This window comes from Pseudomonas soli (genome assembly GCF_021283165.2).
Lineage (GTDB): Bacteria > Pseudomonadota > Gammaproteobacteria > Pseudomonadales > Pseudomonadaceae > Aquipseudomonas > Aquipseudomonas soli.
Window position 1 is genome coordinate 5,894,818 of the sequence record NZ_CP128543.1, and the last position, 12,311, is coordinate 5,907,128.

At 62.8% G+C, this 12,311-nt stretch carries 12 protein-coding genes; 7 read left to right on the forward strand and 5 right to left on the reverse strand.

Annotated elements, in window-relative coordinates; translation table 11 throughout:
• The first annotated feature begins 249 nt into the window (after window positions 1-249).
• The 3 genes from uvrD (at window position 250) to LU688_RS27225 (ending at window position 3,964) form a co-directional block, all read left to right on the forward strand.
• Entirely contained in the window at window positions 250-2,433 is a 2,184-nt protein-coding gene (gene uvrD / locus LU688_RS27215) for a DNA helicase II (protein WP_038707073.1), read from the forward strand.
• Window positions 2,434-2,594: 161 nt separating this feature from the next.
• A complete protein-coding gene (locus tag LU688_RS27220; protein ID WP_038707074.1) occupies window positions 2,595-3,443 on the forward strand; it encodes a Tim44 domain-containing protein in 849 nt (282 codons plus the stop codon).
• Window positions 3,444-3,556: 113 nt separating this feature from the next.
• A complete protein-coding gene (locus LU688_RS27225) occupies window positions 3,557-3,964 on the forward strand; it encodes an SMI1/KNR4 family protein (RefSeq protein WP_023629684.1) in 408 nt (135 codons plus the stop codon).
• Between the two features lie 143 nt (window positions 3,965-4,107).
• Here the strand turns inward: LU688_RS27225 and LU688_RS27230 are convergent, their stop codons facing one another.
• The gene (locus LU688_RS27230) at window positions 4,108-5,868 is read right to left on the reverse strand and encodes a cation:proton antiporter (protein ID WP_023629683.1); all 1,761 of its coding nucleotides are present in this window, start codon (window positions 5,866-5,868) and stop codon (window positions 4,108-4,110) included.
• Window positions 5,869-6,194: 326 nt separating this feature from the next.
• On the opposite strand from LU688_RS27230, the gene LU688_RS27235 reads away from it, so the two are divergent.
• Window positions 6,195-6,680: an acyl-CoA thioesterase gene (locus tag LU688_RS27235; RefSeq protein WP_023629682.1), complete on the forward strand. Its 486-nt coding sequence runs from the start codon at window positions 6,195-6,197 to the stop codon at window positions 6,678-6,680.
• On the opposite strand, the gene pdxY is transcribed toward LU688_RS27235, so the two are convergent.
• On the reverse strand, window positions 6,677-7,549 hold the full coding sequence (gene pdxY, locus LU688_RS27240; protein WP_023629681.1) for a pyridoxal kinase PdxY: 873 nt from the start codon (window positions 7,547-7,549) through the stop codon (window positions 6,677-6,679). The genes LU688_RS27235 and pdxY overlap by 4 nt on opposite strands.
• A 120-nt stretch (window positions 7,550-7,669) precedes the next feature.
• Between pdxY and LU688_RS27245 the strand changes: the two genes are divergently transcribed.
• A complete protein-coding gene (locus LU688_RS27245; protein ID WP_023629680.1) occupies window positions 7,670-8,062 on the forward strand; it encodes a DUF3301 domain-containing protein in 393 nt (130 codons plus the stop codon).
• On the opposite strand, the gene LU688_RS27250 is transcribed toward LU688_RS27245, so the two are convergent.
• Genes LU688_RS27250 through zigA form a run of 3 tightly spaced genes read right to left on the reverse strand, consistent with a single transcriptional unit; the run spans window position 8,063 to window position 10,915 of the window.
• Window positions 8,063-9,040: a CobW family GTP-binding protein gene (locus LU688_RS27250; RefSeq protein WP_094010883.1), complete on the reverse strand. Its 978-nt coding sequence runs from the start codon at window positions 9,038-9,040 to the stop codon at window positions 8,063-8,065. It lies immediately after the preceding gene.
• Between the two features lie 52 nt (window positions 9,041-9,092).
• The gene (locus tag LU688_RS27255; protein ID WP_094010882.1) at window positions 9,093-9,710 is read right to left on the reverse strand and encodes a DUF1826 domain-containing protein; all 618 of its coding nucleotides are present in this window, start codon (window positions 9,708-9,710) and stop codon (window positions 9,093-9,095) included.
• Entirely contained in the window at window positions 9,707-10,915 is a 1,209-nt protein-coding gene (zigA, locus tag LU688_RS27260; protein WP_023629678.1) for a zinc metallochaperone GTPase ZigA, read from the reverse strand. The genes LU688_RS27255 and zigA overlap by 4 nt, the downstream gene beginning before the upstream one ends.
• A 109-nt stretch (window positions 10,916-11,024) precedes the next feature.
• Between zigA and LU688_RS27265 the strand changes: the two genes are divergently transcribed.
• Together LU688_RS27265 and folE2 are read left to right on the forward strand one after the other, a co-directional pair.
• Complete coding sequence (locus LU688_RS27265; RefSeq protein WP_023629677.1) at window positions 11,025-11,402, forward strand: hypothetical protein; 378 nt, start codon at window positions 11,025-11,027, stop codon at window positions 11,400-11,402.
• A 24-nt stretch (window positions 11,403-11,426) separates the two neighbouring features.
• Window positions 11,427-12,308 carry a GTP cyclohydrolase FolE2 gene (folE2, locus tag LU688_RS27270; RefSeq protein ID WP_094010881.1) on the forward strand — a complete coding sequence of 294 codons (882 nt, stop codon included), beginning with the start codon at window positions 11,427-11,429 and terminating at the stop codon, window positions 12,306-12,308.
• Window positions 12,309-12,311: the final 3 nt, after the last annotated feature.

Sequence of the window (12,311 nt, forward strand, 5' to 3'; positions counted from 1 at the left end):
TCCTGGGTCATATGGCTGGATTCTTTTGAGTTCTTGTTATGGCTGACCACAAATGTGCAGGGAGAATACACAAGCGTCGCGTCAGACCAAACTGCTCTACGTCATGATTTGGAAAATGTCTCGTCCGTCCAGGTCTGACCGCTCAACCACGCGGCGCTGCCAGCAGCGCCGATGAACGGTAGATGGCCTGTGCGGTGATTTGCAGCGCGGGCGTTTGCCCCTGCCTGCGCGCGGCCATAGAATGCCCGCATGCATAATGACGACCTCTCCCTCCTGCTGAACTCCCTCAACGACGCCCAGCGCCAGGCCGTGGCGGCCTCCGTCGGGCGCCAACTGGTGCTGGCCGGCGCCGGCTCGGGCAAGACCCGCGTGCTGGTGCACCGTATCGCCTGGCTGATCCAGGTCGAGCAGGCCTCGCCGCACTCGATCCTGTCGGTGACCTTCACCAACAAGGCCGCGGCGGAAATGCGCCAGCGTATCGAGCAACTGCTGGGCATCAACCCGGCCGGCATGTGGGTCGGCACTTTCCACGGCCTGGCCCACCGCCTGTTGCGGGCGCACTGGCAGGAGGCAGGGCTGGCGCAGAACTTCCAGATCCTCGACAGCGACGACCAGCAACGCCTGGTCAAGCGGGTGATCCGCGAAATGGGCCTGGACGAGCAGAAATGGCCGGCACGCCAGGTCCAGTGGTTCATCAACGGCCAGAAGGACGAGGGCCTGCGCCCACGGCATATCCAGGCCAGCGGCGACCTGTTCCTGGCCACCATGCGCGACATCTATGTCGCCTATGAACAGGCTTGCGACCGCGCCGGGGTCATCGACTTCTCCGAGCTGCTGCTGCGCGCCCTCGACCTGTGGCGCGACCACCCGGACCTGCTCAAGCATTACCAGCGCCGCTTCCGCCACCTGCTGGTGGACGAGTTCCAGGACACCAACGCCGTGCAGTACGCCTGGCTGCGCCTGCTCGCCTCCGGTGGCGACAGCCTGATGGCGGTGGGTGACGACGACCAGTCGATCTACGGCTGGCGCGGCGCCAAGATAGAGAACATCCACCAGTACACCGCCGACTTCCCCGACGCCGAGTTGATTCGCCTGGAGCAGAACTACCGTTCCACCGGCGGCATCCTCAAGGCCGCCAACGCGCTGATCGCCAACAACAGCGGACGCCTGGGCAAGGAACTGTGGACCGACATGGGCGAGGGCGAACCGCTCACGCTCTACGCCGCGTACAACGAGCACGACGAAGCGCGCTACGTGGTCGAGACCATCGAAAGTCTCATCAAGCAGGGCAACGCTCGCGACGAGATCGCCATCCTCTACCGTTCCAACGCCCAGTCGCGGGTGCTGGAAGAGGCCCTGCTGCGCGAACGCATCCCCTACCGCATCTATGGCGGCCAGCGCTTCTTCGAACGCGCCGAGATCAAGAACGCCATGGCCTACCTGCGCCTGCTCGAAGGCCGCGGCAACGACGCGGCGCTGGAGCGGGTGATCAACGTGCCGCCACGCGGCATCGGCGAGAAGACCGTCGAGGCCATCCGCGAACACGCCCGTCACAGCCAGCTGTCGATGTGGGACGCCATGTGCCAGCTGCTGGCCGCCAAGGCCCTCAAGGGCCGCGCCGCCAGTGCGCTGGGCGCCTTCATCGAGCTGCTCGAGAACCTCGCCGCCAAGGTGCTGGACATGCCGCTGCACCTGATGACCCAGACCGTCATCGAACAGTCCGGCCTGATCATCTACCACCAGGAAGAAAAGGGCGAGAAAGGCCAGGCCCGGGTGGAAAACCTTGAGGAACTGGTCAGCGCGGCCCGCAACTTCGAGACCAGCGACGACGACGCCGACCTGTCGCCACTGTCGGCGTTCCTCGGCCATGCCTCGCTGGAGGCCGGCGACACCCAGGCCGACGAGCACGAGGACAGCATCCAGCTGATGACCCTGCACAGCGCCAAGGGCCTGGAGTTCCCCTACGTGTTCCTGGTGGGCATGGAGGAAGGCCTGTTCCCGCACAAGATGAGCCTCGAAGAACCCGGCCGCCTCGAAGAAGAAAGGCGCCTGGCCTACGTGGGCATCACCCGGGCGATGCGCCAGCTGGTCATGACCTACGCCGAGACCCGTCGCCTGTACGGCAGCGAAACCTACAACAAGGTGTCGCGTTTCGTCCGCGAGATTCCGGCCGGGCTGGTGCAGGAAGTGCGCCTATCGAACACCGTCAGCCGCCCGTTCGGCGGCGCGAAGACGCCCGCGAGCAGCCTGTTCGCCAACGCCAGCATCCCGCAGACCGCCTTCAGCCTTGGCCAGCGGGTGCAGCATGCGGTGTTCGGCGAAGGCGTGATCCTCAACTTCGAGGGCTCCGGTGCCCAGGCGCGGGTGCAGGTGAACTTCTCCGAAGGCAGCAAATGGCTGATGCTTGGTTACGCCAAGCTGGAAGCCATCTGAACCCAATCGCGGGGCTTGCCCCGCGATGACCTTTCAGACAACGCCCGTCTGCATTCCCGACTATCAGGCAAAAGCTCGAAACATGTTGTCGCTGGCTATGTCTGCTGGTTCATGTGCACCATGACGCGCGTGCAATCCACACAAACGGGAACCCCCAACTTATGCAACGTTTTCTTAGCATCGCTCTGGCGCTCTGCGTCGGCCTGACGCTGAGCCTCGACGCCAACGCCAAGCGCTTCGGTGGCGGCAAGAGCTCGGGCTCCGCGCCTATCCACCAAACCCGCCAGGCTACCCCGACCACCCCTGCCGCCGCCCCGACCGCGCCAGGCCGCGCACCCGCTGCCGCCAGCGGCGCCTCGCGCTGGCTGGGCCCGCTGGCCGGCCTCGCCGCCGGTGGCCTGCTGGCCTCCATGTTCATGGGCGATGGCTTCGATGGCATGCAGATCCTCGATTTCCTGATCATGGGCCTGATCGCCTTCCTGGTCTTCCGCTTCATCGCCGCGCGCCGCCGCCAGCAGCAGCCGCAACACGCTGCAGCCGGCCATGCCCCGTACCAGCGCGAAGCCCAGCCGCAGGCCGCCCCGCAGTCGATCTTCGGCGGTTCCGCCGCACCGGTTGCCGCGCCTGCGATAAACGCCCCGGCCTGGTTCAACGAAGCCAGCTTCCTGGCCGCCGCACGTTCGCACTTCCAGTCGCTGCAGCAGCACTGGGACGCCAACGAGATGGACAAGATCGCCGAGTTCGTCACCCCGCAGATGCTCGAGTTCCTCAAGCGTGAGCGCGCGGAACAAGGTGAAGGCTTCCAGTCCACCTACATCGACGACCTCGATGTGCAACTGGACGGCGTAGACGACCGCGCCGACCAGACCGACGCCACCCTTACCTTCCGTGGCGTGTCGAAGACTTCGCGCTTCGACCAGGGCGAAGTGTTCAGCGAAAGCTGGCACATGGTTCGCGCCCAGGGCGAAAACCAGCCTTGGCTGCTGGCCGGTATCCGCCAAAACGGTTAACCGTCGCACGTTGCAGAAAAAACCCCGGGCCTGTCCCGGGGTTTTTGCTTTTGCCAGAGCGGCCTACTAGGGTATAACGCGCAGCGTTGTCATAAGGTCAGAGGATGTGAACCGTGGAAGAAGTGATCGAACAACTCCGTGAAGCCAACGAGCCGGTACCGGTGCCGCTGGAACTGCCGGACGAGGATCAGCTGGTCGAGATCGAGGAAGAGCTGTTCATCAACATCCCCTTCGTGTTCAAGGAATACCTGCTGACCGTCAGTGACGTGGTGTACGGCAGCCTCGAGCCGGTCACCGTGACCGACCCGCAATCCCACACCTACCTGCCGGAGGTGGCGGCCAATGCCTGGGACGCCGGCGTGCCCCGCGACCTCATACCGATCTGCCAGGACGGAGACGATTTCTACTGCGTCGAAGAGGACGGCACCGTGGTGCTGTGGTCCGGTGAAGAGGAAATCGTCACCGAGGAAAGCTGGGAATCGGTCTGGCACTGGGCGCGGGATGTCTGGCTGGAAAGCTGAATGAGAAATACCCGCACAAAGTGATGGCTTATAGCTACCAATCACTCGTAGAATCGCCAGGCTCTCTGCGCCTGGCGACACTGCTACCGCTCCATCCCCTCGGACGACGGTGAAATCTTGCGCAGAAAGCGTTAACCGCTCCCTCAGTGCGAATGATCGCGGCTGTTCTCCAGCGTCTCCAGCAACGCCACCTGCATTCGCGTATGCACACGGATCAGCCAGCGCCACAGCAGTGCCACCACTACCGCCGCCACTACCGCGATGATCAGCAGCAGTTCGCTGGTGGGCAGAATGCTCGCCGACAAGGCTGACAGTAGCAGGAAGATCACCAGCAGTGACAGCAGCGGAATCACCTCGGCGATCACCCGTCTTACGCGCTGGGTATGTCGCCCCGCCATCTCCGGCTTGACGCCCATCTCTGCCAGCAACATCGACAGTGCCTTGAGCTTGCGGTACGCGGCAATCAGGAACGGCAACGACAGCAGCAGCGCCGCGCCCCAGATCAGCGCCTTCTGCTGACCGGCGTCCGTCACCCATTCGCTGAGCCAGACGCCGATACGCCCGGCGAAATAGCCGCCACTGAAGAAGATCGCGATCACCAGCGCCAGGTTGACCCCGACCTGCAACAGGATGCGCCGGATCATCGCCGCCAGCATGGCCCCCTCGCCCTGGGGCTGGATGCTGCGCAACCACTCGCCGTACAGCGAAAGCACCCGCGCCAGGCGGCTGGGTACCACATTGCCCAGCTTGATCGACAACGGGTCGGCAGCGCGGATCAGGTAGGGCGTGAGCAGGGTGGTGATGGCCGATACCGCCACCGCGACCGGGTAGAGGAAGTCGCTGGTGACCTGCAGGGTCATGCCCAGGGCAGCGATGATGAAGGAGAATTCGCCGATCTGCGAAAGCCCCATCCCCACACGCAGCGAAGTGCGTCCATCATTGCCGGCAATGAACGCCCCCATGCCGCAGGAAAGCATCTTGCCCAACACCACCGCCAGGGTGATGACCACGATCGGCCAAGCGTATTCGAGCAGGATCGACGGGTCGATCATCAGGCCGATGGCCACGAAGAAGATGGCACTGAACAAGTCGCGCACCGGCTCGATCAGGCGCTCGATCTTCAGCAGCTCGCGCGACTCGGCCATGATTGCGCCGATCAGGAAGGCACCCAGCACCATGCTGTACTCGAGCTTGACCACCAGCAGGCAGAAGCCGAAACACAGGCCCAGCACGGTAATCAGCAGCATTTCGTTGCTTTCGAACTTGGCCACATAGGCCAGCAGCCGCGGCACCAGCAAGATGCCGATGACCAGCGCGACGATCATGAACAGCGACAACTTGCCCACGGTCGAGAACACCTCGCCGGAGCTCACCGTACCGCTGACGGCGATGCCCGACAGCAGCGCGATGATACCGATGCCGAGAATATCCTCGACGATCAGCACGCCGAAGATCAGTTGGGCAAAGCGCTCGTTCTTCATCTTCAGGTCGTTGAGCGCCTTGACGATGATGGTGGTCGAAGAAATCGCCAGGATCGCCCCGAGGAAAAGCGAATCCATGGTGTTCCAGCCGAACCAGCGACCTATCTCGAAACCGATCCAGATCATCAGGACGATTTCCAGGAAGGCGGCGATGAACGCCGTGGCACCGACCTTGAACAGCTTGCGCAGGCTGAACTCCAGGCCCAGGCAGAACATCAGGAAGATCACTCCCAGTTCAGCCAGGGTCTTGATGGTGTCTTCGTCGTGGATCAGCCCGAACGGCGGCGTGTGCGGCCCGATGATGAAGCCGGCGACGATGTAGCCCAGCACCACGGGCTGCTTGAGGCGATGAAAGAGAATGGTGACCACCCCGGCAACCAGCATGATCACCGCCAGATCCTGGATGAAGCTGATGGCATGCATGGCGTGTTACTCCTTGTTTTCGATGCTGGGGGCGAACCGCTCCTCTGCTGGGAAGACCCTGGGCGCGGAGCAGGCACATACTGTTGTGATTGACGCGAAAGCCCACGTTGCATGGGCGTCGTCAGGTTAACATCGCGCCTTGCCGCAAATTGCCAATGCAATATGCAGAAACAGATCGGCAGATTCGACACCGCCGATGGCAATATTGGCGTGACGATGGAGCGTCAGCCGACGTCCCGTACCAGGATGGGAAACCTCAAAGAGGGGAAACAGAAGTGTCTGCAGATACCCGCCCCGATACCGTGCAAATTCACCGTGAGCTCTCTATGGAACCTGGAAACGCCCAGCTGACCATGACCGTCCTGATGACACCGGACATGGCCAACTTCTCTGGCAACGTACACGGCGGCACCCTGCTCAAGTACCTCGACGAAGTCGCCTATGCCTGCGCCAGCCGCTATGCCGGTACCTATGTGGTGACCCTGTCGGTGGACCAGGTGATCTTCCGCGAGCCGGTGCACGTCGGCGAACTGGTGACCTTCCTGGCGTCGGTCAACTACACCGGCAACACCTCGATGGAGGTGGGCATCAAGGTTGTCACGGAGAATATCCGCGAGCGCTCTGTACGCCACTCCAACAGCTGCTTCTTCACCATGGTGGCTGTCGACGATGACCGGCGCCCGGTGAAGGTACCACCACGCCAGCCGCAGAGCAGCGAAGAGAAGCGCCGCTTCCTGCAGGGTCAGCAGCGCCGACAGATCCGCCAGGAGCTAGAGCAGCGCTATCAGAACCTGAAGACCGATTCGATCTAGCCGTTCAGGCGCTGCGCCTCGAAGCGCACCCGTGGGTGGGCGATGCGATCCTGGGCCCGCACCAGCTGCAGTTCATAGCTGGCGCAGGCCTGGGTTTCCAGCAGCACCTCATGCACGGCAGCGGCGGTGAACTCGAAGGCTTGCAGCCAGTTATCGCCAAGCAGCACCCGGGCGAGGAACAACCCTGACGTCAGGTCGCCCACCCCTACCGGCTGACGCGGGAACGCCAGCAGTGGCCGACGCAGGTGCCAGCTGGCTTCGCGGGTCACCAGGAGCATCTCGAAGGCATCGTCCGCGCGCTGTGGATAATTCAGGTGCTTGACCAGCACTACCTGCGGCCCACGCTCCAACAACCCGCGCGCCATGCCCACGCAATCCTCCAGCGACTGCGCGCGGCGGCCACAGAAACTGTCCAGCTCAAGCTGGTTGGGGCACAGGATATCGGCCTTGGCCACGGCCTGCTCGAGCAGGAATTCACTTACCTCGGCCGGCACGATGCAACCTTTCTCGGCATGGCCCATGACCGGGTCGCACAGGTACAAAGCCCTGGGATTGACCGCCTTGATCCGCTCGACGCCAGCCAGGATCGCCCGCCCCTGCTCGGCACTGCCCAGGTAACCCGACAGCACCGCATCGCAGTGGCCCAATTCGCCGATATTGGAAATGCCTTCCACCAACGCGGGAATTTGCGCTGGCGCAAGCACTTCCCCCGCCCACTGGCCATACTGAGTGTGGTTGGAGAACTGCACCGTGTTGAGTGGCCAGACGTTGACCCCGACCCGCTGCATGGGAAACACCGCGGCGCTGTTGCCGGCGTGTCCAAAGACCACGTGGGACTGAATGGCGAGCAGGTGCGGTGTACGTTTCATGCAGGGCGCTTCCGAAACTATGTGAAGAAATGTGCGGCCCGCAGTATGAACCTGATTGCCATCTGTACGACAGGCCAGAGACGCAGTTAAGCTGGATCGACCTGTCTGGAGCTTACGCAAATGCTGACCCTGGAAAACCTTTTCGTCCTGATGCTGGTGGCGACCGCAGGCGCCTGGCTGTGGCACAACCACGGGCTTCGCGAGAAGGCCCTGGCTCGGGTCAAGCAGCATTGTGCCAAGCTCGACCTGGAACTGCTCGACGACGCCGTGGCGCTCAAGCGCATCGCTTTCGTGCGCGACGCCAATGGCCGAAAGCGCCTGGCGCGCATCTACAATTTCGAGTTCACCGTTACCGGCGAACAACGTCACCCCGGCACTGTCACCCAGTTCGGCGCCCACACCATGCAGATCGAACTTGCACCCTACCCGTTCGAGATCAAGACCCCGCCACGCACCGACAACGTCATCGAAATGCAGCAATGGCGCCAGGAACATAACCGCTGGCGCAATTGATCAGCCAGCAACGTAACAGCTGGCGATGGCCGCCTGGAGCACCTGCACTGGTTGTGGCTGATCGAAGATCAGCTCGATGCGCGAGTCCCTGCGCCATTCGCTGGGGCGCCATTCCAGCGCCCCACGTTCCAGGCCATTGAACGACTGCCACCCCGCCGCGGTGTGGATAACCCCTTTCGCCCGGCACCACGACCATTGCTCAAGAACGCCACGTAGCGCCATTTCATCGAAGAACTGGCCCGGATGCCAGCGCCAACCTACGCTCCAGCCCTCGTCCGCCAGCCGGGACTGACAGATCGGTTGCCGCGGATCCACCCACAAGGTGGGCCGTGGGACGGGGCCGTTATCCACAGGCAAACTGGAAAGGTCGAGTGAGCCCGCTGCTGGCGCCGCGGGCGATACAGGCAACTCAGCGAGGGCTAGCGCGCCATGATCCGTCCACAACGCCGGGACTTCAGGCAATGATGCAGTTATCAACAGGCGGGTGGCAGCATCCATGGAGCTCGCCTTGTTGAACAGCAGCAACCCCGCCTTCGCCAATGCCATGTTCTGTGCCTCTGGCAAGCCAGTGCCCCGGGAAAGGGCCGCGGCATCCAGCACCATCAACAGTGGCTGGACCGACAGGACACCGGTCCAAGGCGCCCGCCCCAGTTGCTCCAGCAATTCGAGTGGGTGACCGAGGCCGGACGGTTCGATGAACAGGCGATCCGGGCGCGCCTTGCGCAGCAGGCGGCCGAGCCCCACCTGGAACGGTGCGCCATTGACGCAGCACAGACAGCCTCCCGCCACCTCTGCGATGGCGATGCCGGCCTCATCACGGCTGAGCAAGGCGGCATCCAGGCCGATCTGGCCAAATTCGTTGACCAGCACGGCCCAACGCTCACCAGTTGGTCGTTGCTCCAGCAAGTGACGGATCAGGCTGGTCTTGCCGGCGCCTAGCGGGCCGGCGATCACATGGGTGGGGATGTTCTGCAACATGGCTCGGTATCGCAAGGGCTTGATGGCAGTCTATACCGGGGCGTCCGGCAATTCATGCCAACCAGTCCAGGCTCAACAGCAAGCGACGCTCCCCGGCGGGTGTCTGCGGGGACCGGTGGACCAAGCCCGCACCCTCGTTCCCCAGCCACTTCTCACCCTTGAGCAGGGCTACCTCTCCCGCCACCAATCGCCGGACGTTATCCACAGGCGGCGGCGCCAGCTGCAACCGGGTACGGTCGATGGCACCCTCTGGCAGCCATTCGCTACCTGCGCCGGCGTAGGTACTGAGCAGGCGCAATGGCACATGATCCACATGCATGCGCGGGCACATCGCCCCCTCAAGCACCCGCAGCCGCACCCCTAGGCGCCGAGCGCCCAGCAGGCAGGTATAGGCCGCCACCAGCCAGGCCACATCGGCGACGAAGCCATCGTAGCCATGCAGATCGGCGGTTTCTCTGAGCAGCCCGGGCAACGCTGGCGGCTGGCGTTCATCCACCTCGATCACGCGCTCATCGGCCAATGGCTGGCCCAGGCTCAGCACCAGGTTGGCGAAGTCCTCGACCTGGGCCGGCAGGCGGCGCTGCCAGACCGCGAGGTTGACCCCATCCTGGAGAATCTCCGTCATCACCTGGGGTGACTCACCGAAGACCTGGCGGATATCCACAGTCATGCCGCAGCGTCCTCATGCCACTCACCAAAGGGGTCCGGCAGGCGCAGCCAGCCCATCGGCCCCAACTCCATTTCCTCATCATCGAGCAGGCAGGCTTCCAGCTCTGTGGATAACCGAACAAAGTCGATGTTCTGCCCGATGAACACCAGTTCCTGTCGGCAGTCGCCCGCTTCCGCGGACCACTGCTTGAGGATCGCCGCGGTGTTCTCTTCATCCTGCGGCCATTGTTCGCGCGGCACGAAACGCCACCAACGACCAGCCAGGCCATGGCGCATCATGCCGCCGGCCTGCGACCAGCTACCGGCCTCCTGGAACTTGCTAGCCAGCCAGAAGAACCCTTTGGAGCGCAGCAAGCGGCCGTTGCTCCAAGGCTTGTGGATAAAGTCGAAGAAACGCTGCGGATGGAATGGCCGGCGCGCCTGCCAGGTGGTCGCGGCAATACCATACTCCTCGGTTTCCGGCACATGTTCGCCACGCAGCTCCTGCAGCCAGCCCGGCGCCTGCGCGGCCTGGTCGAAATCGAACAGGCCGGTATCGAGGATGCGCGCCAAAGGCACCTGGCCCATCACCATCGGCACGATCTGCGCCCGCGCATTGAGGCTGCGCAGGATGGCGGTCAATTCTTCGCGCTCATGCTGGCTGATCAGGTCGATCTTGCTCAGCAGCAACACATCGGCGAACTCAACCTGCTCGATCAGCAAGTCACTGATCGAACGTTCGTCACCTTCGCCCAAGGTCTCACCCCGACTGGCCAGGCTTTCGGCTGCCTGATAATCGCGAAGGAAGTTCAGCCCATCGACAACGGTGACCATGGTGTCGAGGCGTGCCATGTCGGAGAGACTGCGGCCCTGCTCATCGCGAAAGGTGAACGTCTCGGCGACCGGAAGCGGCTCGGATATACCCGTGGACTCGATCAGCAGGTAATCGAAGCGACCCTCGCCCGCCAACCGGGCCACCTCCTCCAGCAGGTCCTCGCGCAGTGTGCAGCAGATGCAGCCGTTGCTCATCTCAACCAGCTTTTCCTCAGCGCGGTTGAGGCTGACATTGCGTTGCACCTCACTGGCATCGATGTTGATTTCACTCATGTCGTTGACGATCACGGCCACGCGCAAATTGTCGCGGTTACGCAGGACATGGTTGAGCAACGTGCTCTTGCCGGCACCCAGGAAGCCGGACAGCACGGTGACAGGAAGACGGTTGGGCATGACGAACCTCATCGGGCAGGCGCATTCGAAACGATGCATTGCACAATGTTATATTATAACAATACAATTTCGCCAAGCCGTATCGCCGAACGGTTGCCTGGAGAGCGTCATGAAACTACCTGGCGTCATCGCCCTGCTGCTGCTCGTTCATCCAGAGCAGCTCTTTGCCATGCCCACTACCGACCTTGCACGGTGCACCCGCAGCGCAACCTTGCTGGCCTGCCAGGACAGCAAGGGCAACTACTACAGCGTGCGAACCGAGGGCAGCACCTTTTACTTGCGCGGGTATGAAGTTGCGAGCAAGCGGCTTTGGGCGCAAACCAACAGCCGCCACGGCGCATTGACGTTCTTTACCGGCCTGGCCAGCGACGGCGAGGCTTGGGTCGGCTACAGCCGGCGTATTGGCTGGACCACGCTGAATCGTGTTTCCAGCTCCAGCGGCCAACGCTTCAACCTGCATTGCAGCCTCATCGGCGGTTGCCAGTGACTTTAACCGTTCAGGATCCCTTCCATGACCAGCCTATCCCTTCCCGATGTCGCCGCCCAAAGCAACCAACAGGCACTGCCGCTGGACTGGGTGGGCATGAATGGTATCGCCGTTGCGCTGCAACTCGACGGGCGCACCGTCACCGCATTTGCCGATGCCGGAGTGAGCCTCGACGATGGCGCCTCACGCGGCATCCACATGTCCCGGCTGTACCTGGCATTGGAGGCGCTGGAGCAACAACCCCTGTCACCCCCGCTTCTACGCCATATACTGCGGTCATTTCTGCTTAGCCACACCGGCCTGTCCAACAATGCTTATCTGCGCCTGACCTTTGATCATCTGCTCAAACGGTCGGCACTGATCAGTCCGTTGGCTGGCTGGAAGCGCTACCCGGTAACCGTGGATGCCAAGCTTGAAGATGAAATGTTCCACGTGGAACTATCAGTGAATGTGCCGTACTCGTCGACATGCCCATGCTCGGCAGCACTAGCAAGGCAGTTGATCCAGGAGCAGTTCGACAGGGACTTCGCCCACCGGCCATTGGACCGCTGCGGCATTCGCCAATGGCTGGGCAGTAGTGACGGGATCGTCGCCACGCCCCATAGCCAACGGAGCATGGCCAGGCTTCAGGTACGCCTTGCAGGGGAAGCGCTGAACCTGACAGGGCTGATCGACGCGGCGGAAGCCGCGCTGGGCACCGCAGTGCAGACCGCAGTGAAGCGCGCCGACGAGCAGGCTTTTGCCCTGGCCAATGGACAGAACCTGATGTTCTGCGAGGATGCTGCCCGGCGCCTGCACCTGGCATTGATGCAGATTGAAGAGGTGTTGGGGTTCAGCGTACGCGTGGAGCATGCAGAGAGCCTGCATGCCCACGACGCGGTTGCGGTGACTCAACATCGGTGGTGAGCG

What these genes read in the sequence shown, in the direction of transcription:
- LU688_RS27235 (WP_023629682.1), top strand. Translation starts at nt 6,195, where the DNA reads ATGGAACCTGGAAACGCCCAGCTGACCATGACCGTCCTGATGACACCG.
- zigA (WP_023629678.1), bottom strand. Translation starts at nt 10,915, where the DNA reads ATGCCCAACCGTCTTCCTGTCACCGTGCTGTCCGGCTTCCTGGGTGCC.
- LU688_RS27245 (WP_023629680.1), top strand. Translation starts at nt 7,670, where the DNA reads ATGCTGACCCTGGAAAACCTTTTCGTCCTGATGCTGGTGGCGACCGCA.
- pdxY (WP_023629681.1), bottom strand. Translation starts at nt 7,549, where the DNA reads ATGAAACGTACACCGCACCTGCTCGCCATTCAGTCCCACGTGGTCTTT.
- folE2 (WP_094010881.1), top strand. Translation starts at nt 11,427, where the DNA reads ATGACCAGCCTATCCCTTCCCGATGTCGCCGCCCAAAGCAACCAACAG.
- LU688_RS27230 (WP_023629683.1), bottom strand. Translation starts at nt 5,868, where the DNA reads ATGCATGCCATCAGCTTCATCCAGGATCTGGCGGTGATCATGCTGGTT.
- uvrD (WP_038707073.1), top strand. Translation starts at nt 250, where the DNA reads ATGCATAATGACGACCTCTCCCTCCTGCTGAACTCCCTCAACGACGCC.
- LU688_RS27255 (WP_094010882.1), bottom strand. Translation starts at nt 9,710, where the DNA reads ATGACTGTGGATATCCGCCAGGTCTTCGGTGAGTCACCCCAGGTGATG.
- LU688_RS27220 (WP_038707074.1), top strand. Translation starts at nt 2,595, where the DNA reads ATGCAACGTTTTCTTAGCATCGCTCTGGCGCTCTGCGTCGGCCTGACG.
- LU688_RS27250 (WP_094010883.1), bottom strand. Translation starts at nt 9,040, where the DNA reads ATGTTGCAGAACATCCCCACCCATGTGATCGCCGGCCCGCTAGGCGCC.
- LU688_RS27265 (WP_023629677.1), top strand. Translation starts at nt 11,025, where the DNA reads ATGAAACTACCTGGCGTCATCGCCCTGCTGCTGCTCGTTCATCCAGAG.